General features: G+C 57.0%; 23 protein-coding genes. 21 read left to right on the forward strand and 2 right to left on the reverse strand.

The features are described 5' to 3' along the window. The 20 genes from hisF (at position 1) to NB311A_RS02290 (ending at position 21,119) form a co-directional block, all read left to right on the forward strand. On the forward strand, positions 1-759 hold the full coding sequence (hisF, locus tag NB311A_RS02195; protein WP_009796793.1) for an imidazole glycerol phosphate synthase subunit HisF: 759 nt from the start codon (positions 1-3) through the stop codon (positions 757-759). Continuing rightward, positions 756-1,400 carry an imidazole glycerol phosphate synthase subunit HisH gene (hisH, locus tag NB311A_RS02200; protein WP_009796794.1) on the forward strand — a complete coding sequence of 215 codons (645 nt, stop codon included), beginning with the start codon at positions 756-758 and terminating at the stop codon, positions 1,398-1,400. The genes hisF and hisH (NB311A_RS02200) overlap by 4 nt, the downstream gene beginning before the upstream one ends. A gap of 18 nt (positions 1,401-1,418) precedes the next feature. After that, on the forward strand, positions 1,419-2,741 hold the full coding sequence (locus tag NB311A_RS02205; RefSeq protein WP_009796795.1) for a lipopolysaccharide biosynthesis protein: 1,323 nt from the start codon (positions 1,419-1,421) through the stop codon (positions 2,739-2,741). Position 2,742: 1 nt separating this feature from the next. Further along, a complete protein-coding gene (locus NB311A_RS19520) occupies positions 2,743-3,786 on the forward strand; it encodes a Gfo/Idh/MocA family protein (protein WP_165475207.1) in 1,044 nt (347 codons plus the stop codon). A 25-nt stretch (positions 3,787-3,811) separates the two neighbouring features. Further along, entirely contained in the window at positions 3,812-4,765 is a 954-nt protein-coding gene (locus NB311A_RS02215) for a Gfo/Idh/MocA family protein (RefSeq protein ID WP_009796797.1), read from the forward strand. Next, positions 4,758-6,206 (forward strand): hypothetical protein, encoded by a 1,449-nt coding sequence (locus NB311A_RS02220; protein WP_009796798.1) that lies wholly within the window; start codon positions 4,758-4,760, stop codon positions 6,204-6,206. Before NB311A_RS02215 ends, NB311A_RS02220 begins: the two co-directional genes overlap by 8 nt. A gap of 41 nt (positions 6,207-6,247) precedes the next feature. Next, the gene (locus NB311A_RS02225; RefSeq protein WP_009796799.1) at positions 6,248-7,474 is read left to right on the forward strand and encodes a hypothetical protein; all 1,227 of its coding nucleotides are present in this window, start codon (positions 6,248-6,250) and stop codon (positions 7,472-7,474) included. Beyond that, complete coding sequence (locus tag NB311A_RS02230; protein WP_009796800.1) at positions 7,474-8,703, forward strand: glycosyltransferase family 4 protein; 1,230 nt, start codon at positions 7,474-7,476, stop codon at positions 8,701-8,703. Before NB311A_RS02225 ends, NB311A_RS02230 begins: the two co-directional genes overlap by 1 nt. A gap of 18 nt (positions 8,704-8,721) precedes the next feature. Continuing rightward, positions 8,722-9,864, forward strand: coding sequence for an N-acetyl sugar amidotransferase (locus tag NB311A_RS02235; protein WP_245256903.1), 1,143 nt, complete (start codon positions 8,722-8,724; stop codon positions 9,862-9,864). After that, positions 9,861-10,475 carry an imidazole glycerol phosphate synthase subunit HisH gene (gene hisH, locus NB311A_RS02240; protein WP_009796802.1) on the forward strand — a complete coding sequence of 205 codons (615 nt, stop codon included), beginning with the start codon at positions 9,861-9,863 and terminating at the stop codon, positions 10,473-10,475. Before NB311A_RS02235 ends, hisH (NB311A_RS02240) begins: the two co-directional genes overlap by 4 nt. A gap of 2 nt (positions 10,476-10,477) precedes the next feature. Further along, entirely contained in the window at positions 10,478-11,284 is an 807-nt protein-coding gene (locus tag NB311A_RS02245; protein ID WP_009796803.1) for an AglZ/HisF2 family acetamidino modification protein, read from the forward strand. Between the two features lie 63 nt (positions 11,285-11,347). Then, complete coding sequence (locus NB311A_RS02250; RefSeq protein WP_009796804.1) at positions 11,348-12,376, forward strand: polysaccharide biosynthesis protein; 1,029 nt, start codon at positions 11,348-11,350, stop codon at positions 12,374-12,376. Beyond that, positions 12,373-13,494, forward strand: coding sequence for a capsular polysaccharide biosynthesis protein CapF (locus NB311A_RS02255; protein WP_009796805.1), 1,122 nt, complete (start codon positions 12,373-12,375; stop codon positions 13,492-13,494). The genes NB311A_RS02250 and NB311A_RS02255 overlap by 4 nt, the downstream gene beginning before the upstream one ends. Further along, a complete protein-coding gene (wecB, locus tag NB311A_RS02260; protein WP_009796806.1) occupies positions 13,491-14,624 on the forward strand; it encodes a non-hydrolyzing UDP-N-acetylglucosamine 2-epimerase in 1,134 nt (377 codons plus the stop codon). The genes NB311A_RS02255 and wecB overlap by 4 nt, the downstream gene beginning before the upstream one ends. A 138-nt stretch (positions 14,625-14,762) precedes the next feature. Further along, complete coding sequence (locus NB311A_RS02265; RefSeq protein WP_207382334.1) at positions 14,763-15,938, forward strand: glycosyltransferase family 4 protein; 1,176 nt, start codon at positions 14,763-14,765, stop codon at positions 15,936-15,938. An 82-nt stretch (positions 15,939-16,020) separates the two neighbouring features. Next, on the forward strand, positions 16,021-16,974 hold the full coding sequence (locus NB311A_RS02270; RefSeq protein ID WP_009796808.1) for a hypothetical protein: 954 nt from the start codon (positions 16,021-16,023) through the stop codon (positions 16,972-16,974). A gap of 173 nt (positions 16,975-17,147) precedes the next feature. After that, positions 17,148-18,452, forward strand: coding sequence for a nucleotide sugar dehydrogenase (locus tag NB311A_RS02275; RefSeq protein WP_009796809.1), 1,305 nt, complete (start codon positions 17,148-17,150; stop codon positions 18,450-18,452). A gap of 2 nt (positions 18,453-18,454) precedes the next feature. After that, complete coding sequence (locus NB311A_RS02280; RefSeq protein WP_040673791.1) at positions 18,455-19,516, forward strand: Gfo/Idh/MocA family protein; 1,062 nt, start codon at positions 18,455-18,457, stop codon at positions 19,514-19,516. Beyond that, positions 19,482-20,096: an acyltransferase gene (locus NB311A_RS02285; RefSeq protein WP_305807333.1), complete on the forward strand. Its 615-nt coding sequence runs from the start codon at positions 19,482-19,484 to the stop codon at positions 20,094-20,096. Before NB311A_RS02280 ends, NB311A_RS02285 begins: the two co-directional genes overlap by 35 nt. Positions 20,097-20,198: 102 nt before the next feature. Then, the gene (locus tag NB311A_RS02290) at positions 20,199-21,119 is read left to right on the forward strand and encodes an NAD-dependent epimerase/dehydratase family protein (RefSeq protein WP_009796812.1); all 921 of its coding nucleotides are present in this window, start codon (positions 20,199-20,201) and stop codon (positions 21,117-21,119) included. Between the two features lie 53 nt (positions 21,120-21,172). On the opposite strand, the gene NB311A_RS02295 is transcribed toward NB311A_RS02290, so the two are convergent. After that, on the reverse strand, positions 21,173-22,123 hold the full coding sequence (locus NB311A_RS02295; protein ID WP_009796813.1) for a glycosyltransferase family 4 protein: 951 nt from the start codon (positions 22,121-22,123) through the stop codon (positions 21,173-21,175). Between the two features lie 231 nt (positions 22,124-22,354). Here NB311A_RS02295 and NB311A_RS02300 point away from each other — a divergent pair, with 231 nt between their 5' ends. After that, on the forward strand, positions 22,355-22,693 hold the full coding sequence (locus NB311A_RS02300; protein WP_009796814.1) for a hypothetical protein: 339 nt from the start codon (positions 22,355-22,357) through the stop codon (positions 22,691-22,693). Positions 22,694-23,138: 445 nt separating this feature from the next. Here the strand turns inward: NB311A_RS02300 and NB311A_RS02305 are convergent, their stop codons facing one another. Beyond that, positions 23,139-24,170, reverse strand: coding sequence for an IS110 family transposase (locus NB311A_RS02305; RefSeq protein ID WP_009796815.1), 1,032 nt, complete (start codon positions 24,168-24,170; stop codon positions 23,139-23,141). Positions 24,171-24,246: the final 76 nt, after the last annotated feature.

The following is a 24,246-nucleotide window of genomic DNA, read 5'->3' on the forward strand; positions in this document are numbered from 1 at the left end:
GTGGCCAACGTACGTCTCATCGCCCGGCTCGATGTCAAGGGCCCCAACCTGATCAAGGGAGTGCATCTTGAGGGTTTGCGGGTTATCGGCGATCCCCAGGAGTATGCGCGCCGTTACTACGAGCAAGGCGCGGATGAGCTTATCTATATCGACATTGTCGCAAGTCTCTACGGGCGCAATAACCTGACGGATATCGTCCGGCATGCGGCGCGCGATGTTTTCGTTCCCATGACCGTCGGCGGCGGCATCCGCAGTTCCGATGATGTGCGGGATCTGTTGCGCGTGGGCGCGGACAAGGTTGCGATAAATACCGCGGTAGTGAAACGGCCGGAGCTGATCACCGAGGTCTCGCGCCGGTTCGGTTCGCAATGCATGGTATTGTCGATCGAGGCGAAATCACGCGGCGATGGCCGCTGGGAGGTCTACACCGATTGCGGCCGCGAGCGTTCGGGTCTCGACGCCGTTGAATGGGCGCGGCGCGGCATCGAGCTTGGTGCAGGTGAAATCCTGTTGACGTCAATCGATCGCGAAGGAACGCGCAAGGGTTTTGACGCGGAATTGACCAGGGCGGTCGCCTCTGCCGTCTCCGTTCCCGTTATAGCGAGCGGCGGATATGGCGAGCCACGCCATCTCGCCGAGGTTGTTTCCGCGGGCGCGGACGCAATCGCAGTTGCCGACGCACTTCACTACAATCGTACGACCGTTCCTCAGTTGCGCGAAGCCGCGCAGGCGCAAAACATTCCTGTGAGGGCGGTGTGAGCAAGGCCAGAGTGACCGTCGTCGATTATGGCACCGGTAATCTCTTCAGCGTGCAACGGGCGCTGGACCATTGCGGTGCGGACGTCAAGATGTCTTCGAAGACGGACGACATCGTTGCCGCGGATCGGCTTGTGTTACCCGGGGTCGGCGCCTTTGCCGATGGAATGAAGGGATTGCGTGATCGCGGCCTTATCGAGCCGTTGCTGCAATTTGCTGCGACGGAGCGACCGATGCTCGGAGTCTGTCTCGGAATGCAAATGCTGGCAACGACGAGCGAGGAGTTCGGCCAGCACCAAGGACTTGGCCTGATACCCGGCCGGGTCAGGCAGGTTCCGACGCAAGCAGTCAACGGAGAGCCTAACAAGATTCCTCATATCGGCTGGAGTGAAATATCGCCCGCATCCGGCGGCACGTGGAAGGAGACGATGTTGGAGAATACTACGGCCGGCACGCCTGTGTACCTGGTGCATTCGTTCCATCTTATTCCCGACGATCCTGCGCATCTGCTGGCCGATTGCGGCTATGGAGGCCATCGCGTGACGGCGGCCGTTCGCTCAGGCGCGATAGTGGGAGCTCAGTTTCACCCCGAGAAGAGCGGCAAGGAAGGTCTGAAAATGCTGACCGCGTTTCTCCGGCTGTAAGGTCCGACTGTATCTGACATGAAGGTGTTCCGAGCCGGGGCCATCTACGCGGCCGCCAATGTAGCGTCAGCAGCGGTACCGTTTTTGCTCTTGCCGCTCCTCACCCGGGTGCTTTCTCCTGCCGAATATGGGCACATCGTTGCCTTCGCACTGCTGATGACGTTCTGCATGCCTTTCGCAGGGCTTAGTGTACATGCGGCCGTTGGAGTCGCCTGGTTTTCGCGGCCGCGCGATCAGATCCCGGCGTACAACGGCACGGCTTTGGTCCTCGCGATCGGGGCCACGTTGCTGGTTGCGCCGATTGCTGTTCTGATCGTGATGGCAGCGCCCTCGCTGGTCGCGGACCTTCCGGCGCCATGGGCGGCGGTGGCGGCGCTAACCGCTGGCGCGAATGTCATTCTTCAGTGCCGCCTGGTGCTGTGGCAAAGCCAGCAGCAGCCATTCAAAAATGCGCTTCTGCAAGTGACGGCGAGCGTGCTGAATGTCGGCTTGTCGTTGATTGCGGTTCTTTGGCTTGGGTGGGGCGCCGCTGGCCGTAATGGGGGGATCGCGCTTTCAGCCGTCGCCATGGCGTCTGGAGCGCTCATCATATTCGCAGTTTCGCGGGACGCGGTTTTGTCAATCCGCGTCGACTATTTGAAACAGCAGATACGCTACGGACTGCCGTTGATTCCCCATGTGATGGCAGGGGTCATTCTCGCGACGGTCGATAGATGGATGGTTTCGACGCAGCTCGGTTCGAAAATACTCGGCATTTACGGAGCCGGGGCCCAGCTGGGAATGGTGATGACCATCCTCGCCGATGCCTTCGTGAAAGCCTATAACCCCTGGCTCTACGCGAGGTTGAAAACAGGGGATGCGAGCGACAAGCTTCGCATCGTGGGAGTGATCTATATCGCCGCGCCGATCTTTCTCGGCCTGGCGGCTGCGGTTGAGGTCGGTTTGCACTGGACCAGCGGCCTTTTGCTTGGCCCGCGCTACGCGGAGGCTGTGCAGATGCTTCCCTGGTTCGTGCTTGGCGGGGCCTTCAGCGGCGTCTATTTCTGCACATCGAGCATCTATTTCTTTCAAGAGCGGACAGCTCTCCTGGCGTCGTCCTCGGTCAGTGCGGCCGCGTTGGGTGCGATCGTCGTCTGGGTATTGATCTTGACGTTCGGCGCGCAAGGCGCGGCGATAGGGTATGCCGCCACGCAAGGCATTCTGGCTTTGTTTGCGACGACCGTCGCCATAAGAAGCTTCGATCTGCCGTGGTTCGAACCGCGGCGTGCGATAGCCGCGTTGTTGCATGGCGCTTACATTTCAAATCCCCTTGAATCCCCAAGCCTCCAGGATCGCCCTTGATATGACAATACGCTCTTCCGCTCCCACCGGCTTGCGTGCGGCTGTTACCGGTCTTGGCCGCATGGGAATGCGGCACCTCGAGGCGATCACCGGTCTCGGAATGACGGTCTGTGGCGTGTCCGATATAGCGGAGCAAGCCCGCGCCGCAGCAAGAGAAGCCTGCAAGCTCGATCCATCCGCGAGCTTCGCCGACGGTGTTGAAATGCTGCGCAGCGTTCGTCCCGATGCGCTTGTCGTAGCGACAACGGCGCCATCTCATGCGCCGCTCGTCGTGGCGGCGGCCAAGGCGGGAGTGCGTTATATCCTCTGCGAGAAGCCAATGGCGACCTCGCTTGGCGAGGCGCGTGAGATGATGGATGCGTGCAGGCGCTCAGGAACCCTGCTGGCGATCAATCATCAGATGCGCTTTATGGAGCAATACACCCGCATGAAAGCCTTGATCGGGTCCGAGCAACTCGGACCCCTGGCGAGCGTCGTGGTGGCCGCGTCGAATTTCGGGCTGGCGATGAATGCCAGTCATTACTTCGAGATGTTCCGGTATGTCAGCGGCGTTCCCGTCCACTCGGTCAACGCTTGGTTTGAAGACGCCAAGCTCGCTAATCCGCGCGGCCCGCAGTTCGAGGACAGATCGGGACGTATTCTGGCGCACAGCCAGAGCGGCCCGTCATTGTATCTCGATTTTTCGGTCAACGCCGGCAACGGCATCAACGTCGTTTACATTTGCCGGTATGGCCAGATCGTGGTGGACGAACTGAACGGCGCGATGCGGGTGATCGCCCGAAAGAGCGAGTTTCGCGATCTTCCCACGACCAGATACGGCATGCCGTCTGACATTCGTACGGAAAGTATTGCGCCCGCGGACGTGGTGGGACCGACGAAAGCGCTCTGGACAGCGCTTCTCGCCGGACAATCCTATCCCGATGGCGAAGCCGGAATTCATGCGCTGGCGTGCTGTGTTGCCGCGCACGTCTCGCACGAAAATGACGGGGCCGCCGTTGCAATCGGGCAGTCGTTGCCTGATGCGCGCCGGTTTCAATGGGCCTGAGACGAATGCGAGCTGAGCGTTGATCATGAAAAGATGGAAGATTGCGATCGTCGGGGCCGGGCACATGGCTCAGGAACACGCGAGGGCGATCCATTCGCTGACCGAGGTGGATATCGCCGGAGTTTGCAGCCGCACCCGGTCGCGTGCGGAAGCGCTTGCACAGACCTATTCGGTGCCTGTTTTTAACAGCATTGAAGAGATGTATGATGCCACGCGAGCCGATGCTGTCGTGGTTGCCGTCAACGAGCTGTCGATGCCGGAGGTCTGTGGCGAGTGTTTCAGGTTTCCGTGGGTATGTCTGCTCGAAAAGCCGGCCGGCGTCGATCTCGCCGCCGCGGAGCGCATTCTCGATAACAGCCGCCGGACCGGCAGCCGCGCATACGTGGCGCTAAATCGTCGGTCGTACGCCGCCACGAGGCAGGCGCTTGCCGAATTGGCGGCTGACGATAGTCCGCGGTTGATTTCGATTCTCGATCAGGAGGATCAGGAAGCAGCACGCGGTGCGGGACAGCCAGAGGAGGTTGTTCGCAACTGGATGTATGCCAATTCGATCCATCTCATCGACTATTTCAGTTTCATGGCGCGGGGCGACGTTGTTTCCGTCGAACATGGCATCCCCTGGTCGCCGGACTCGCCCGGGTTCGTCGTTGCCACGATCCGGTTTTCCAGCGGCGATGTCGGCGTGTATCAGGTTGCATGGAACGCGCCGGGGCCATGGTCGGTGAGCGTCACGAATCGTAGCCTCCGTCTCGAGATGCGCCCGATCGAGAAGCTTGCGGTTCAGCGGCGCGGCGAGCGCCGTCTGACCGATGTCGCTCCTGAATCCATCGATTCCGAATACAAGCCCGGTCTGCGTTATCAGGCGGAGCAGCTCGTGGAGGCGCTCAAGGGACATGCGCCGAACCTCGCCTCGCTCGAGGAGGCGACGCGCTCCATGGCGTTGTGCGCAAGAATCTACGGACTTGGCTCCCGTGACTAGTGGCGAAGAGCGGGCGGCGCGGCTTGAGAAGCTGTTCGCGCTTGAGCGTCGGCACGATTTTTTCTCATATCGGGCCGATGGATGGTCGGCATGGCGCGTGATGAGAAACCCGGTTTACTGGCGTGTTGCCGACCTGCCGTTTTCAAAGCCGGCGAGGCCGATTTACATCCGCATTCTTGAGGCGCTGCGCGGGACGCTGGGAGCGCTCTGGCTTCTGATCGCGAGCAGGAAAAAGGATCTGCTCATCAAGACCTGTCGTTCCGCGCTACGCACGAAGCATGGTGACAAGTACGAAGACCTGCATTTCGATAGTCTTCTTCGCCGTGGCTATTCCTGCGTCAAGCTTGAGGAAATCAACTCGTCCGACTTTAAGGTCCAAGCGGCCGCGGCCTGGCGGCCCTCTGACCTCAACCCGGTGGTGTTTACATTCTGGGGCCGCGTTCTTGGCCGATTGTTTCCGGCTGACGCAATGCCGTTCTGCCGGTTTGTCGCAGAGCACCTTCAATCTGAACTGCAGGTCGCGGTGGATCCACGCTGGTTGCAGATGCGACTATCCACTGTAATCTGGCAGGCGAAGCTCTATGGCGCTCTTCTTGCCCGCATAAAACCTCGCGCGGTTCTCGTTTCTGATACCGGTGAATACGGATTGCGCATCGCTACGCATCGCGCAAACATCAGGTTCATCGAGGTGCAACACGGCGTGTTCGATGCAACACAGCCTGATGCTATTCCGCTGTGGGTCGAAGGATCTGGTGCTGAACTGGTCCTGCCTGATGTTCTTGCTATCCGCGGGAGCTACTGGATGAAGAAACTGGCCGCGACGCGGCAGGGGCGAGACCATGCGGTCGCGGTCGGCGATGCAATGACGGACTCGGCAAGAGCCAGGCGCGCTGCCAAGGTCAGCGACGGTCGTATCCGTCTCGTGCTGACGTCCCAAGGACTCGATACGGAACGACTCGTGGCCTGGATCGGTGAACTGGCGCGCGCTGCGCCGCCGTCTCTTGATTGGCATTTGTCGATCAAACTGCATCCGATCTATGATTCCAGCCCCGAGAAATTTGATGCGCTGAAATCTCACGCGAGAATCAGGATCATATCGGGCGCCGAGCAGCCGAACGTGTTTGATTTGTTGGCCGACAGTGATCTGCATCTGACTATCGCGTCGGCGTGCCATTTCGATGCCGGTGCAATCGGCGTGAGGAGCGTGATCATCCCGCTCGATGGCCATGAACTGCTAATGGATACCGTCGACGGCCGTTTGTTCTATCGCGCCGCTAGTCCACGGGACGTCTGGGATATCGTGGCAAGTCCGCCGTCCTTTGATTCCGCGGAATCAGACCACTTTTCCGCACCCGGCTATGTCGACAATCTGGCGGCTCTGCTGCCCGCTTCGTCTCTTGATTCTTGCAGGCGCCAGCTTCAGGAGTCGCTGGGGCATTGAGCACTCACGTCTTGTCTGTCGGAACCCCAGCAGCCTTGCCAATGGCCGCGCGGATGAATCGACCACAGCGGCTGATGACCGTATTTATTGCCTTGTCATTGACGGTAACGATGTCGCTTGGGCAGTTGAACAGCTTTGAACGTGGTTCTTTCCAATACTGGTTGCTTGTAACTCCGGCGTTGCTGTTTCCTCTGCTGGATCCGCATGTGCTTCTAAAAACCCTGTTTGGCAGAGCAAAGCTACTGCTCGTCATGGTGCTGTGGGCCGGTAGTTGGTATTTTGTGATTGGCGACATACGCGTCATTATTCAACTCGGCGGGTTTGTTCTGGTCTTGGCCTGGATCTCGACGGATCAGGCGACGCTTGATGTGCAGGATCTGGTCCGGCTCTACGTGCTGCTGATCCTGGTCGGCGTCTCTATCAAATTTCTGTCTGACCTCAACCACTATGGTTTGATACCGGGCTATTCCGATCCGGTTTATGGCCGGATGCGGGTATCATTCTTTCCGAACGTGGCTTATACGGGTCTCCTCTCACTAGGGATGCTGATGGTGTTGACCAGCAGCAAACAGCGCGCGAAACGTCATCCAATCGTTCTCGCCGTTGCTGTTTATTTCCTGGTGTTTTCGTTCGTGAGAGCGGCGTTGATCGCAGCCCTGATATATCTGGCTTTGCATCATTTTTTTAGCAAGTATCGCAGGCCAAGACCCGTGCGCCTGTTCTGGATCGCCATCATTGTGGGGTTCGGTTTCAATCTGGCAATCTTTTCATCCGCTCCGATCCTGTATCTGCTGCAGGATAATCAAGTGATCTCAACGTTTCTCTTGCGTGGTCAGACCAATTTATCCATTTCGGATATTCTTTATTCGCTGTATCGCCCGTGGTTATGGAATGCCCACCTCCATCTCTTTTTCTCCAGTCCGGGTTGGATGGGGTGGGGATCGTCTTATCAGGCCATATTTGAGGCAAGTGAAAAGCCGCTTGCGACAAATGGCTCGGAGTCCTTGCCAACTCGGCTGCTGGCGACCTACGGGTTAGCCGGCATACTATTCACGCTTTATCTCGTCGGCCGGCTACGCGTGTCTGCATTTCGCGATGACCGCTGGGCGTGCGCCTCTTTTCCGGCGATTTTGATCCTGATGATGAACTGGGGAAGTGTCTTTCATCCCACCGATGGAATGTTTGTCCTCTTGATGTTGATGATCACCAGGGGGTCTGCCGGCTTCATGGAGCGCTCCCAAATCTCGCGATCTCCCACTGTTCTGTGATGAAGGTTCTGTACATTGATAGTGATGGGCCGCTCGGCGGCGCTTCCCGGAGCCTGTTCGAGGTAGTGCGGCCGTTGTCTGCTGAGGCGGTTGATCCGTATTTCGTCGCAGTCGAGGGGACGGCGTTGCAGTTCTACCGGCAGATCGCTAAAGACAGCATGACCACACGCGGCCTGACAAAGTTCGACAATACCCGATATAGTCACTACAAGGGCGTCCGCTGGCTGGTCGTGCTGCGCGAGATATTCTATTTGCCTTTCACCGTAGCTGTACTGCTGCGAGCCAAGCGGAAGTGGAATCGGATTGATGTGATTCACATCAACGAGTTCTTGGGCATCATTCCAGGCATGATCGCCAAGTGGCTGTTCCGGGCTCCGCTGGTCGTGCATGCCCGCTCCCTCGCGTGGCAGGATGAGCATTCATTGCGGTGCCGCTGGCTGAAGAAACGGCTAAGAGCCAACGCCTCTGCCGTGGTAGCGATCGATCAGAATGTTCGCGCCACACTGCCGGCCGACATTGAGGTCGACGTCATCCAGAATTCTTTTACACCGAAAGTTCTCTCCTCGCCGGATCGTGCCATGCTGGCGCGGCTTGATGGATTACGGTTGGGGTCACTGAAGGTGGGTTTCGTGGGCAACCTGCATCGCTCGAAGGGAATATTCGATTTGCTCGAGGCCGCGAAACTCGTGAAGGCGACGGGTCGTGATGTCGAGTTCTTGATCGTTGGCGGAGGCACCGTGTCCGACAAGGGTTTGAAGGCATGGGCGCTAAATCGCGCCGGGCTTGCGCAGAACGTTCAGAAGGAACTGACCGAGCGCGTCAGCGTGGAGGGGCTTTCCGATATTTTCCATCTGCTTGGGCCGACCGTTGATATCCAACGGGTTTATGAGCGCATGGATGTAGTGGCGTTTCCGTCGCACTTCGATGCACCGGGCCGTCCCGTGTTCGAGGCGGCATTCTCCTCGGTTCCTTCGATCGTGGCGGTCGAAAATCCTTATCCCGATACGCTGGTACATGGCGAAACAGGGCTGGTAATCCCGGCGAGAAACCCGCAGAAACTGGCCGAAGCCATCATGCATTTTGCCGATAATCGCGACGACGTACGTCGAATGGGGAGAAACGCCAGGCAACTAGCCGAAACGAACTGTCACCCTGAGAGCAACGCAAAAAAACTGCTAGCGGTTTATACGCGCGTTATCAGAAACGGCCGTTCGAATCACGGTGTCTGAAAGCTGGAAGAGAATGTGGTGCCGGCAAAACGTCCTTACATGATCTGCAATAACTGCATCATGGATACTTCGGATTCGAACATCACGTTCGATTCACGCGGCTGGTGCGATTACTGCAACAACTATCATCAGAATATCCTGCCCAACTGGCGTCCCGACGAGCGCGGCGAGCGCGAGATACTTGCCGAAGCCGAACGAATTCGGTCGGAGGGCAAGGATCGCGATCACGACTGCATCATCGGCGTCAGCGGCGGCGTCGACAGTTCGTATGTCGCCTACCTCGCCAAGGAGAGGCTTGGCCTGCGACCGTTGATCTTCCATGTCGACGCCGGCTGGAACTCGCAGCAGTCAGTGAACAACATCGAGAAGATGGTGGACGGACTCGGACTCGATCTCCACACCGAGGTGATCGACTGGCAGGAAATGAAAGATCTTCAACTCGCGTTTTTCAAAGCTCAAGTGCCGCATCTGGATACGCCGCAGGATCACGCTTTCTTTGCCGCGCTCTACAACTTCGCGGCGACCCACGGATTCAAGTACGTTATCACGGGCGCCAACTATTCGACAGAATGCGTGCGCGAGCCACTGGAATGGCACTATCACGCCACCGACCTGCGGCAATTACGCGATATTCATCGCCAGTTCGGGACGCGGCCGCTGAAAACGTTCCCGCTCACCGATATCTTCACCTATCGGGTCTATTATCGTTTTTTCAAGGGAATGCGGGTCGTCAAGCCTCTCAACCATTTTCCTTATATCAAGGACGATGCGATGCAGGAGCTGGCGGATCGTTTCGGATGGCAGAAGTACGCGCACAAACATTATGAGTCGCGCTTTACCCGGTTTTACGAAGGATACTGGCTGCCGACGAAATTCGGTTTCGACAAGCGCCGCGCGCATTTTTCGAGTCTGATACTCACCAAGCAGATGACCCGGGATGAAGCGCTTCGCAAGATATCCGAGCCGGCCTATGACAGGGATGATGTCGAGCACGAGTTCGAGTACGTCGCCACCAAGCTCGATCTAACGGCTTCCGAGCTTCGAGCATTGATGGCCGGTCCGAACAAAAGTTATCGCGACTACAAGTCGATGATGCCGCTCATCGATCTGGGAACGCGGGTTCTGCGGATGCTTGGCGTGCAAAGAATGGTCGTTCGATGATCGCAATCGTCGATTATGGCCTGGGCAATATCGCCGCCTTCGTCAACGTCTACAACCGAGCCAACATCAAGGTGACGGTTGCGAAGAGTAGCGACGAGCTCAAGAGCGCGTCGAGGCTGATCCTGCCTGGCGTCGGCCATTTCGATCACGCCATGGAATTGTTGCAGCGTTCGGGTATGCGGGACACGCTCGATCGGCTGGTGCTCGGCGACAAAGTGCCCGTCATCGGCATTTGCGTCGGAATGCAAATTCTTGCCCGACGCAGTGAGGAAGGCGCCTTGCCGGGGCTTGGATGGATCGATGCCGACGTCAGGGCGTTCAGTTCCTGGGAGGCAGCCAGGGACATGCCGCTTCCGCACATGGGCTGGAACGATGTCCGCCCGCGCGGAGCCGATCCGCTATTCAACGGCCTCGAGCGGGACGCGCGATTTTACTTTCTGCATTCGTACTACGTCGGTTGCGATCGTCAGGATGATGTGCTGGCAACCTGCGACTACGGCGCGGAGTTCAGTTGCGCGATTCGTCACGCCAACGTGTATGGCGTTCAGTTTCATCCTGAAAAGAGCCACAGCTTCGGCAACCGGCTTCTCAAGAATTTTGCAGAGCTTTAAGCGTGCTGAGACCGAGAATCATTCCCGGCCTGTTGATTCACAAGGGCGGTCTGGTCAAGACAGTCGGTTTCAAGCAGCCGAAGTATGTCGGCGATCCGATCAATGCGGTTAAGATTTTCAACGAAAAGGAGGCCGATGAACTCTCGGTGTTCGACATCGATGCGACGGCAAACGGAGCGGAGCCAGATTTCCGGATGATCGCCAATCTGGCGATGGAGTGCCGGATGCCGCTTTGTTACGGCGGCGGCATCAAGACCGTCGAACAGGTGAAGCGTATCGTCGGGCTCGGCGTCGAGAAGGTAGCCATCAGTTCGGCCGCGATTGCGTCGCCCGAGCTTGTCGGGGCGGCGGCGCAGGAGATCGGCGGGCAGAGCGTTGTTGTTGTGATCGATGCCAGGAAGGACGGCCGCACCGGACAAAGCCAGGCGTGGACCCACAATGGCACCCGGTCGACGGGGCGTTCGGTGATCGATATCGCAAGACAGGTCGAGGCGCTGGGCGCCGGTGAGATCGTGATCAATTCGATAGACAACGACGGGATGATGAAGGGTTATGATCTTGAGCTTGCCGTCGAGGTTCGAAAGGCGGTGCGCTTGCCTGTGACGTTTCTTGGTGGCGCCGGATCGCTTTCCCACATGGAGGCGGTGGTTGCCGCATGCGGCGTGGTCGGTGTTGCGGCCGGAAGCTTCTTCGTGTTCAAGGGGGCGTATAAGGCTGTCTTGATCAGTTACCCTTCCGCCGACAAGAAGGACGAGCTTGTTCGAGCGGCCGCTTCAGCCTCGCCGCCCGGCGCGGGCGCGATTGCATGACAAGCCTAGGATCGCGTAAGGCTTGGACAGGCATGACATTCTGGCGGAGACGCGGGTTTATTCATGTTCAGTGACAAGGTATTGCTCATTACGGGCGGAACAGGGTCGTTCGGTAAAGCCGTGTTGAAGCGATTTTTGTCGTCTGACCTGCGTGAGATCCGAATTTTCAGCCGCGATGAAAAGAAGCAGGACGATCTTCGGAAGCGATATCCTGATGCAAAGCTAAAGTTCTATATTGGCGATGTCCGGGATTCGCGAAGCGTACGAGCCGCGATGCGCGGCGTGAACTATTGTTTTCATGCCGCTGCCTTGAAGCAGGTACCTTCCTGCGAATTTCATCCGATGGAAGCGGTCCGGACCAACGTTCTGGGAACAGAGAATGTGCTTGAATCTGCGATCGCCTCGAACGTGGAGCGGGTTGTCTGCCTGAGCACCGACAAGGCCGTTTATCCGATCAATGCCATGGGCATATCCAAGGCGATGATGGAAAAGGTGATGGTTGCGATCTCTCGCAATCTGGAGAACACCGTTATCTGCGGTACCCGGTATGGCAATGTGATGGCGTCGCGCGGATCGGTGATTCCGCTGTTTGTCGAGCAGCTCGTGGGAGGCAAGCCGATCACGATCACGGATCCGGCCATGACCCGGTTCATGATGACGCTGGATGAGTCGGTCGAGCTGGTTCTGCATGCGTTCGTGCATGGCAACAACGGCGATATTTTCGTGCAGAAAGCCCCGGCTGCGACGGTTGCGGTGCTGGCGCGAGCGCTGACATCGCTGATGGGTAAGCCGGATCACCCGATCGTCGAGATCGGAACGCGGCACGGCGAAAAACTCTATGAAACGCTGCTGAGCCGCGAGGAGATGAGCCACGCTGAGGACAGGGGCAATTATTATCGGGTTCCGGCCGATGGTCGCGACCTGAATTACACGAAGTTTGTGGAAGAGGGGGAGCGGCGTATCAGTTCCGAGGACGACTACAACTCCCACAATACCGTCCAGCTCGATGAATCCGGTATGACGCAGCTTCTTCTCAAGCTCGATCTCGTTCAGCGCATCGCGCGCGGCGAGAATGTGGTGATGGACGAATGACGATCATGAAGATCATCATCACGGGCGCTGACGGCTTTATCGGCACCAATCTCCGGATCCGCTTGCGTGAGCTCGGTCATACCGACGTCGTGCGCGTCACTCGCGAAACAGAACCCGAGCAGCTTGCTGACGCGCTGTCATCCTGTGATTTCATCTTTCATCTTGCCGGCGTGAATCGTCCGAAGACCGAAGCCGAGTTTCTTTCAGGTAACGCCGGCTTCACCGACCGGTTGTGCAGCGCGCTTACCGTCAGCAGCCGTTCGGTGCCGATTGTGATGTCTTCTTCGACGCAGGCCGCTCTCGATAACCCGTATGGACGCAGCAAGCTCGCGGCGGAACAGCGGCTGCGCGCGTATCGTCGCGAGACGGGGGCGCCGATCCACATCTTCCGGCTGGCGAATGTGTTCGGGAAGTGGGCTCGCCCGAATTACAACTCCGCTGTCGCCACTTTTTGCCATAACATCACGCGGGGCCTTCCGATCTGCGTCAACGATCCGGCCGCAACGCTGCGGCTGGTTCATATCGACGACGTCGCGGATGCGTTCATCAAGTGTCTTGAGGGAGCATCGTCTTCGGTCGAATTTGCCGAGGTCTCGCCGGTCTATGAAACGACTGTCGGTGCGGTCGCCGAGGCGATCAGGGCATTTGCTGAAAGCCGGTCGTCGCTGATCAGTCCGCCGGTCGGCGTCGGCCTCATGCGGGTGCTCTATTCTACTTATGTCAGTTATCTGCCGGCGGAATCGTTCGTCTACGACGTGCCACGGTACGGCGATCAGCGTGGCATGTTCTCGGAGGTGCTCAAGACCACGGATAGCGGTCAGTTTTCATATTTCACTGCGCTTCCAGGCATTACACGCGGTGAGCACTATCATCATACGAAGACGGAGAAATTTATCGTGATCCGCGGCAAGGCGCGGTTCGGATTCCGTCATATTGAAACCAATGAGCGTCACGACATCTTCGTCCAGGGTGGCGAAGGTCAGATCGTTGAAACGGTTCCCGGCTGGGCCCATGACATTACAAACGTTGGCGACGACGAGTTGATCGTGATGTTATGGGCCAATGAGATCTTTGACCGGTCTCGCCCCGACACCATCGCCATGAGAGTCTCGGCGTGAAAAAGCTCAAGGTCGTCACGATCGTCGGAACACGACCGGAAATCATTCGGCTCTCCCGCGTGATTGCTCGACTTGACCAGTATTGCGATCACGTTCTCGTTCATACGGGTCAAAACTACGATTACGAGCTCAATCAGATTTTTTTCGACGATCTTGAGGTACGCGAGCCCGATCATTTTCTGGACAGCGCCGGGTCGAGCGCGGCTCAGACCATTGGCAACGTGATCGCCAATGTCGATCGCGTGTTTTCGGAAGCGAAGGCTGACGCGATGCTCGTGCTCGGCGACACCAATAGTTGTCTTGCCGTCATTCCCGCGAAGCGCCGCCGAATCCCCGTGTTTCATATGGAGGCGGGCAATCGATGCTTCGATCAGCGGGTGCCGGAAGAAATCAACCGCCGCATTGTCGATCACACCGCGGACGTCAACCTGACCTACAGTACGATTGCCCGGGAATACCTGTTGCGCGAAGGCTTGCCGCCGGATCTGGTCATCAAGACCGGGAGTCCGATGTTTGAAGTCCTGACGCACTATCGCCCGAAGATCGATGCGTCCGATGTGCTTACGCGGCTGAATCTGTTGCCGGAGGATTATTTTGTCGTCAGCGCGCATCGCGAGGAAAACATCGACACGTCGTCGGCCTTCACGAAACTGGTGGCCGTGCTCAACGCGGTTGCCGAAGACCACGGGCTGCCGGTGATCGTCTCGACCCATCCTCGCACTCAAAAACGGATCGACGAGCGAAAGGTGACGTTTCATTCGGGCGTTCGATTGCTCAAGCCGCTTGGCTTTTCGGATTACGTCAAGCTGCAGGTCTCCGCGCGCGCGGTGATATCCGACAGCGGCACCATCAGCGAAGAATCATCGATCCTGAATTTTCCGGCGCTGAATCTGCGCGAGGCTCATGAGCGCCCCGAGGGCATGGAGGAGGCCGCGGTCATGATGGTCGGCCTTGATGCCGATCGTGTCCGCCAGGGGCTCGCCATTCTTGCCGATCAGCCGCGCGGCGAACGGCGCGGGCTCCGGCTAGTCGGGGATTACGCAGTTCCCAACGTCTCGGAGAAGGTTGTTCGAATCATTCATAGCTACACAGACTACGTCGATCGCGTGGTCTGGCGTAAGTACGACTGATACGATGCTAATCGGTGTTGAGGTCATTACTGTTGCAGCGTTTCCCTGCGTGCTAAGCTGAGTCTGATCCACATCCAAGGAATGCGAATACTGTTTATCACCCAATGGTTCGAACCCGAACCGACGGTTAAGGGCATCATGTTTGCGAAGGCTCTTGCCGAGCGCGGGCATCACATCGAGATCGTTACGGGCTTTCCCAATTATCCGGCCGGCAAGACCTATCCAGGATACCGTGTTGAATACTACAAACGAGAGATCATCGACGGAATTACCGTTCATCGGGTGCCGCTGTACCCGAGTCACAACAATTCCAGCGTTGGCCGTATTTTGAATTATTTGACCTTTATGGCGAGCGCCGCGCTGTTCTCTGCATTCCGCGCGCGCCGCTTTGATGTGGTCTATTGTTATCCGCCGATAACGGGCGGTCTTGCTGCGATCTTCGCCACTTTACTTTCGCGGCGCCCATTCCTGATCGATATACAGGACTTGTGGCCGGATTCCGTGGTGAAGTCCGGTATGGCAGGCACGCGGAAGATGGAGAAAATTCTCGCTCTGATGTGCGATTTTGTGTACCGCCGCGCGGCGGGAATCGTTGCGCAATCCAAAGGTATCAAGACCCGGCTAATTGAGCGAGATGTCCAGCCCGACAAGATATCCGTTGTCTATAACTGGGCGGATGAGCGGGCGGCAGCACCCGCCGGGCTGGCGGACCTTTCATCCTATGGATTCGATAACAAGTTCAATATCGTTTACGGCGGCAATCTCGGGCGTGTCCAGGGATTGGAGGTTATGGTACGGGCAGCACACTTTGCGCGGCGAAAGGTACCCCATTTACAGCTGCTGCTGATCGGAGATGGGATCGAAAGCGATAGTTTGAAGCAATTAGTGCAGCAGCTCGGCGCGGAAAATGTGCGAATAGCGCCGGGTGTTCCGCGAAGGATGATCGGCGACATCTTCGCGGCTGCGGATGTCCTGGCCATGCATTTGTGGAGCGATCCATTGTTCAGGATCACGATTCCTCAGAAAACCCAATTCTATATGGCAATGGGGAAGCCGATACTGATCGGAGTGGAGGGCGAAGCGGCCGACTTTGTTACCCAAGCTGGTGCCGGGGTCGCAGTGCCTTCCGATAATGTCCAGGCAATGGCGGATGCGATGATACGGCTGTCGCTGATGCCGAAGGAACTGTTGACGGACATGGGTCGGCGCGGGCACGAGGCATATTGGAGGATATTTTCGTTCTCGACCGCGATCGCAGAAACCGAATCAACTCTTCAGAAAGCCATTCAGGATATTCGCGGCAACGCTGCATAAGCGATTGGGCTAGACCGAACTTAATCACACACTCCAATACCCCCAACAATGGTCCGCTCAGACATGATGAAAGGAATTGCGTATGGACTCGCATTCAATCTCCAAGTCTGACGAACGCATGCTTGAAGATCGCGAGTTGGACTATTGGGGGATGTTTCTCGATCTTATTCCATCCTTCTTGCAAGCATGGAAACCTATTCTACTGACAACGATAGCTGCTGGTGCTATCGCTTTCTTCTTAAGTTCGTCCGATTCTCCTTACCCCGCGAAGAGTTATAGCAGCGTCGCTTACGTTGGTCCTCTGGATGAGACGAAGGCGAAATATGCCGAGTCGATTCTGCGCTCGGAGCCAATTTTGAAATCGGTTTTGGAGAAAGTTCCCGTTCATTCGCAGCTGGAGACGTCAGATCGAAATCGCCGCGAGCTCTTGGCGAAGAATGTTCGGCTCTTTCCTGCGTCGGGGGCCGACCCGCACCGACCCTCGCTTTATGTGTTGGAAGTTTCGGACTCCGAGCCTGCCCGGGCGCAGGCACTTGGATCGGCGCTTATCGAGGCGTGGCTTGCGACCACGAAACCCAAGCCGGATGCGGCGGCGCGGCTGAACCGTCTCCTTGAAGCCATCCAAATCCAAATATCGGACCTGTCGGCCGTGACCAGAGAACTGCTCAAGAATCCCGAACTGATTGTACCGAAGCCGGGATACTCTCCTCCAGACGTCGCAGGACTAATCGAGCTTCGAACAAACAGCATTGGCAAGGCGGAAGATATCAAAGGCGAGCTCTCGGGCATAAGTAAAGATATCATCTTTTCGCCACCCACGATGCCGGACAGATCGGTGCCAGACCCACCCAAGAGTTCGCCGTGGCGGGGAGTTGTCCGGGCCATGGGGGTTACTTTCATCTTATTGGCCGCGATCATTGTGCTTCGCCATATCTTGATCAAGAGTATGAGCAACCCGCTTTATAGAGCGAGGGTGCAGCGTATTCGTGAGGCCCTGCCATGGCAGTTCGCAACGAAGAACCCCCTTAACCAGTAGCTTCCAACCAAGCAGAGGGTCGCAAGGGGGGAGTGTTGACCTCGTAACTTTAGAGCGACAGCTAAAAGCTCCCGCACAAGCCCATGATGCGCCGCATAGTGCGTCGCTTTGCGGTTTCTGGCTCGTTTCCTATGTCACCAGTTTCCAATTTAGCATTTAGCCGGAAGATCCAGATGAAATCCGACTTGATCGAAAAGCTCGAATTGAAAAAGGCTGTCATCGGGATTGTTGGTCTTGGCTATGTCGGATTGCCGCTAACGCTGAGGTATTGTGAGGTCGGCTACAATGTAATTGGTTTCGATATTGACCAGAATAAGGTAGAGGCGCTGAAGCGCGGCGAATCCTATATCGAACATATATCGGCTACAGCTATCAGACAGGCGGTGGCGGATCGTTTCGATCCGACCTCAGATTTTTCGCGCGCTAGCTATGTCGATGCTCTGATTCTATGCGTGCCGACGCCGCTCAATCGATACCGCGAGCCTGACTTGAGCTTCGTCGTCAGTACCACGGAAGCGCTTGTTCCTTTTTTGCACAGAAACATGGTGATTTCGCTCGAAAGCACCACTTATCCGGGCACAACGGATGAAGAGCTGAAGCCGCGCATCGAGCGGCGTGGCCTGACGGTCGGCAAAGATCTCTTTCTCGTGTTCTCACCTGAGCGGGAAGATCCAGGCAATTCGGATTTCTCGACAAGAACTATTCCGAAAGTCTGCGGCGGTCACACGCCGGATTGTCTCGAGGTCGGTCTCGCACTCTACGGCAGTGTCATCGATAGGGTTGTTCCCGTCAGTTCGACGCGCGCCGCCGAACTGACCAAGCTTCTCGAGAACATTCATCGCTCGGTCAACATCGGGCTTGTCAATGAAATGAAGATGGTAGCGGATCGTATGGGAATTGATATCCACGAGGTGATCCGCGCGGCGGCAACCAAACCCTTCGGTTTCGTGCCGTACTATCCGGGCCCTGGCATTGGCGGTCACTGCATCCCGATTGATCCGTTCTATTTGACCTGGAAGGCACGGGAGTATGGCATGCATACCCGCTTCATCGAGCTTGCGGGTGAGATCAATTCATCCATGCACGATTACGTCGTCGCGAAGGTCGTTGATGGATTGAATTCACGACGAAAACCGGTGAATGGCAGCAAGGTTCTGGTCCTTGGCATCGCTTACAAAAAGAATGTGGACGACATGCGAGAATCTCCATCTGTCTTTCTGATGGAGAAGCTGCGCGATCTCGGCGCAGAAATTGCTTACAGCGATCCACATATTCCGATTTTCCCAAAAATGCGCCAGCACAGCTTTGCGCTGTCCAGCATTTCACTTACAGCGGAAGCACTGGAGAAATTTGATTGCGTTTTGCTGGCGACCGATCACGACAGGTTCGACTATGATTTTATCAAGGCGCACGCGCGGCTATTGGTTGACTGTCGAGGACGATTTCGTAAGGGCGCTCCCCACATCGTCAAGGCATGACCATGATCGAATATTCAGCCGGGATTACTGATCGCAAGATCAAGTTTGCGCTCGCAGGCTGCGGACGAATTGCGCAGAACCATTTGGCGGCCATCCAGCGGCATCATAACCAGGCAGAGCTTGTGAGCGTCTGCGACGTCAACGCGGCGGCACTTAAGGTGGCTGTTGAGACGACGGGTGCCAAGCCTTATGCGAATCTTGGTAATATGCTCGCGAAGACTGACGCTGACGTCGTGGTGCTAACCACCCCCAGCGGGTTGCACGCCGAGCAAGCGATTAGGGTTGCGGCATCGGGTCGCCACGTCATGACTGAAAAGCCCATGGCCACTAAGTGGGCAGACGGTCTGCGGATGGTGAGAGCCTGCGATGATGCCGGTGTCCGCTTATTCGTGGTGAAACAGAATCGCGCGAATGCGACGCTTCAGCTTTTGAGAAGGTCTGTGGAAAGCGGCCGCTTTGGCCGCATCTACATGGTCAATATCAACGTGTTCTGGACTCGCCCGCAAAATTATTACGACAGCGCGAAATGGCGAGGCACGTGGGAGTTCGACGGCGGCGCCCTGATGAATCAGGCGAGTCACTATGTCGACCTCCTAGAGTGGCTTATTGGCCCCATTGAAAGCCTACAAGCTTATACCGCAACTTTGGCACGCAATATTGAAGTCGAGGATACCGCCGTGGTCAATTTGCGTTGGCGCTCCGGTGCACTCGGCTCGATGAATGTGACCATGCTGACTTACCCGAAGAACTTTGAAGGAAGTATCACCATTCTCGGCGAGAGGGGAACGGTTCGGGTCGGCGGCGTTGCAGTCAACGCCATCCAGCATTGGGAGTTCGCGGAGCCGCACCCCGACGACGAGAAGATCAAATCGGCAAGCTACGAGACCACGTCCGTCTATGGTTTCGGCCACCCACTGTATTATGACAACGTCATCGGAGTTTTGCGCGGCGAAGCCGAACCCGTAACTGACGGCCGCGACGGCCTCAAGTCGCTCGAGGTTTTGATTGCCTCCTATCTTTCGGCGCGTGATGGCAAGCGGGTTTGTCTGCCGTTGGATTATTGATATGACGGTGACGATTCATCCCACTGCGATTGTCGATGAGGGCGCCAAAATCGGTGATGGCTCGCGTATCTGGCACTGGGTTCATGTCTGCGGCAAGGCTCGCATTGGGCGCGGCTGCTCGCTCGGCCAGAACGTTTTCGTCGGCAACGATGTGCTGATCGGTGATAACGTCAAGATCCAGAACAATGTTTCGATATATGACGCGGTTCGCCTGGAAGACGATGTGTTCTGCGGTCCGAGCATGGTCTTCACCAACGTCTACAATCCACGCTCTGCAATTATCCGCAAGGACGAATATTGCGAAACGATTATTCGCAAGGGGGCGACGCTCGGCGCCAACTGCACCATTATCTGCGGAACCACCGTAGGCCGTCATGCCTTCGTGGCCGCCGGTGCGGTTGTTAATCGCGATGTCGCTCCGTTTGCGCTGGTGGCGGGCGTTCCCGCAAAGCGGATAGGCTGGATGTGCCGATGCGGAACGAAACTTACTGGACCAGCGGGCGAGGTCGTCTGCGAGTCTTGTGGGGACGCCTATCGTATTGACCTGGAGTCGTGCGAGCCAACAGGATCGCAGAGATAGATTGGCGTCGAACGGGTAAGCGAGCAGAAAGATTGAAAAGCCGTGCCCGACGAGGTGAAGAGTTGGGACAGGAAGTTCTGACGGATTGAATCGGGCATAAGCATGTCTTTTCGGATACTCGTTACCGGCGCGTCCGGCTTTATTGGCTCCGCTCTCGTGCCCGCTCTGGCCTCCGCGGGACACCATGTGCGCGCGGCGTCACGCCAGCCGATCAGAGGCGGAGAAAGCATCGATCCCGTCGAGCTTCCCGACTTCGAGGATAATTTCGACTGGGGCCCGCTTCTTGCCGGTATCGACATTGTCATCCATCTCGCTGCCGTCGCCCATCGTCAGGGCGGTGATGCGGTCGACTACGATAAGGTCAACCGCGGTGCGGCGGTGAGCCTGTCGGAGGCTTGTTTGCGGCATCCCGTGCGGCGCTTGATTTTTCTGTCGTCAATTGGTGCGCAAACCGGATCGGCATCCGACCGCGTTCTGACGGAAGACGATGAGCCGCATCCGGTGACTGGATATGATCAAGCCAAACTTGCGGCGGAGGTCGCGATCCGCAAAAGCGGCGTTCCTCACACGATCCTGAGACCGGTAATCGTATATGGCCCGAACGCCAAGGCTAACATCGCTTTTCTGGTTCGTATTGCGGCGCTACCGCTTCCTCTTCCACTCGGTTCGTTTCACAATCGACGCTCGCTGCTGGCCATCGGAAATCTTGTCGAGGCGATCATGTTGAGCCTCGACAGCCCGTCGACTCTCAATGAGACATTCATCGCCGCTGATCCCGAGGCAATGTCAATTGCCGAGATATTCGGGTGTCTTCGTGAGGCAGATGGCGGTCGCGCACGGTTGGTTTCAGTTCCGCCGCGCTTGATCAAAGGATTGCTTGATCTTGCCGGTCGAGGTACGGTCTGGGACCGCATCGGCCGGGATCTCGTGGTAAATCCTGCGAAACTTCTGCAGGCTGGATGGGAGCCGTCCGTTACGACCCGCGAAGGCCTTCGCAAGATGATTAGTAAGGCAAGCGCATGAGGGTGCATAATCGGGCTGGTTTGCCCCGGTCTCTTGAAACCATAATCAGTCGGCTATTGCGTCGGCCGAGGCCGCGAAAACGTAAACAGGGCAAGGCCGACTAGCATCGCTCCTACGACTAGCGCCATGATCTTTGCGGCAGGCGAGATCACCAGCGTGGAAGTGATAGCCAACACCACCAGCGCAAGATTGAGGCAGAAAACAGTCCCCACGACATTCAGAACGGAAAACCCGTTGTTCGTTGCACGCTGATAGAAATGGGAGCGATGGGCCGTCCAGACTTTCTCGCCTGCAAACAAACGGTGCAGCATTGTTAACGTCGCATCGGCAAGATAATACAGCGGCAGCAGGAGGGCCGCGACCATATGGCCTTGATAGACGAGCATCAGAAGGCACCAGCCTAGTATTAGCCCGATTGGCAGGCTGCCGGCGTCGCCGAGAAACACCTTTGCGACCGGGCGATTGAATGGAGCGAAGCCGAGCAGAGCGCCGCCGAGCGTGGCGGCCACCATGGTAGCTCCAATCGACAGAACGCCGGTGTAGCCGAATATGACAAGTGCGATAGTGATGGGGACGGATTCCGCTACAGTCATCCAGTCGATGCCATCCATGAAATTGACGAGATTGACGAACCAGACGCCTGCAAGCAGCAGCACTCCACGTTCAATCCAGAAAGGGCAGGCGGGAATGATTCGAAGTTCGGCGGGCACTATCAGTACGATCGAGCCGACTGCCAATCCTTGACCGATCAGGCGAGGAAGCACGGAAATCGATTTAATATCATCGGCGGCGCCGAGAGCAGCCATGAAGAGCGTTGCCAGAACAACAGTCGTTGGAATCCGCGATTCGATTGAACCGCTCGGCGCAAGGAAGGCGATCGAAACCATCAGCGTAGCGGCGATAACAGCGATTCCTCCGCCCTGAGGCGTCGGAATGATGTGAGAGGAACGTGCGTTTGATTTTGCAAGCGCATAGCGTTGGAGCAAAGGCATCAGAAGCCACATCAAGCCAAATGAAAGGGTGGCCGAAACGATGCTAGCCAGTGCTAACGAAAAGAGAGCCAATTTAATTCCACCATCAGCGGTCAAGCTGCAATTTGCGATTGAGCCATATAAACCCTTGGAGGTTTCCGGTCGAGCCTTGGATGCGCATCGACCATTAGAATATCGATGGCTCTCTCTCTACATTCCGCCGCAGGACGCCTGTCGGAGTGAGGTACTGTAGCCGGATCTTGGGTGCAGATCGTGTTCGCCCAGATTATTCAACTATGCCTTGCTACCGCAGGCCTGACCGAAGCGGCGATCGCCGTAGAACTCGAACTCCTCGCAGTTCGGGAATGGCTTCGAGGATTGTGGTGTCGTCGGTCTTTCGAGATACGGATGCTCAATATGTTGGTAAAGGCGAAGCTGGCGAACTGCGAGCCTTGTTCGATGTTGAAGATATCCGGCTTCCCATTGCCGGGCATGGCTTCTACCGACTCCGCAACGCAGAAGGCTAAGACCCTTGCGGTTGGCTCAGTTCATGGTCGCGACCAGATATATGAATCCAGCCGCATGGGATATGCAGGAAGGTAAGGAGAAACGCGGCGCAATTGACTGGTGAAGTCCATCTCGGCTTTGCCGCAAATCGTCCCGGAAATCGGAACGACTCAGCTGCAACTGGGACAGATGGGTCTGAGGATCGCTCACGATGCCCCTCTTTCCCATCTGATCTACTGCTTTGTATTTTAGACTAGGGTCAGGACTTCTGTGGTTGCCACCCGTGATGCAAGAAGTTTCTGACCCTATGGATTGGTGATCGAGTGCGCTCTTCTGTAAGGCCTTTAAGTACGGCATTTCAGAAGCCGCTGGCCGGTATGGTGATCCGCGGATCAGATCCAAATCTCATTGGCGAGCTGTATCGCTCAGAGTCCTGAACTGGTTTTTCTGACCCAGATCTGTTCGATCATTTTGCCCATTCGGGTCATCGCCTTCTCACACCTCCCTCATCCGACGACAGGCTGACTTCGCGGCACCTTGTTCATGCTGCTGCCACCTGTGCCGGAACTCGGTAATCCTGATTCTTTGTGATCAGCGCCCAGATCGTCCGCGCCATCTTGTTGGCCAAAGCAATAGCTACAAGCATCCGTGGCTTTCGCGCGGCGATGCGCGCCAGCCACGAACCTTCCGGGATTGATTTACGGCCCAGCCAGCTCAGCCGCGACATCGCGCCGATGATCAGCAGTCTGCGGATATCAGTCTGCCCCGCCTTCGAAGTACGACCAAGGCGCTCTTTTCCGCCTGAGGAGAACTGGCGCGGAACGAGGCCGAGCCACGCAGCGAAGTCGCGACCGCACCGGAAGCTTTCCATGGACGGGGCAAAGGCTTCGACTGCCATGGCAGTCAATGAGCCCACCCCAGGGATCGTCTGCAGACGCCGCGCTGTGTCAGCTTCAGCCGCCAGTGCCTTAATTTTACCGGTCCGAACATTGATGTGCGCCGTCTTCTCGCCAATCTGCTCCATCAGATCGAGGCACTCTTCGCGCACCAAATCAGGCAAATCGCCGCTCGCCGCAGCTAGAATTTCTTCAATACGTTTGAGCTGATGAATTCCCTGTGGGACAACGTAGCCGTATTCATAGAGGCATGCCCTAAGTGCGTTGACCAATTCGGTGCGCTGGTGAACGAGGCGTTCTCGAGCGCGAAATAAAACCGCCCGGCTTTGTTGCTCCGCAGACTTCGGGTCGACGAAACGCATTTCCGCCCGCTGCGCCGCGATCACAATGGCCTCCGCGTCTGCAGCATCGTTCTTCTGTCGCTTTACAAACGGCTTCACGTAATGCGGAGCTATCAGCTTCACCTCATGACCGAGCCTGATCATCTCGCGGGCCCAGTAATGGGCGCTGCCACAAGCCTCCATCACGACTGCCGCTGGAGGCAGCTCGGCCATGAACTTCAGGAAGCTCTGCCGCGATAGCTTCTTGCGGAACTTCAGCTCTCCCGTCATCGACGCAGCGTGTAGTTGAAAAACAGACTTTGCCAGATCCACGCCAATCATCGTATCTTTCATCATGGTTGCCGTCCTTTCCGCTCAGTGGCTTCAACACCACTTTCTTGGCACATTGCGATACCGTCTGGGAGGGCGGCAA

The sequence above is a fragment of the Nitrobacter sp. Nb-311A genome, assembly GCF_000152905.1.
GTDB lineage: Bacteria > Pseudomonadota > Alphaproteobacteria > Rhizobiales > Xanthobacteraceae > Nitrobacter.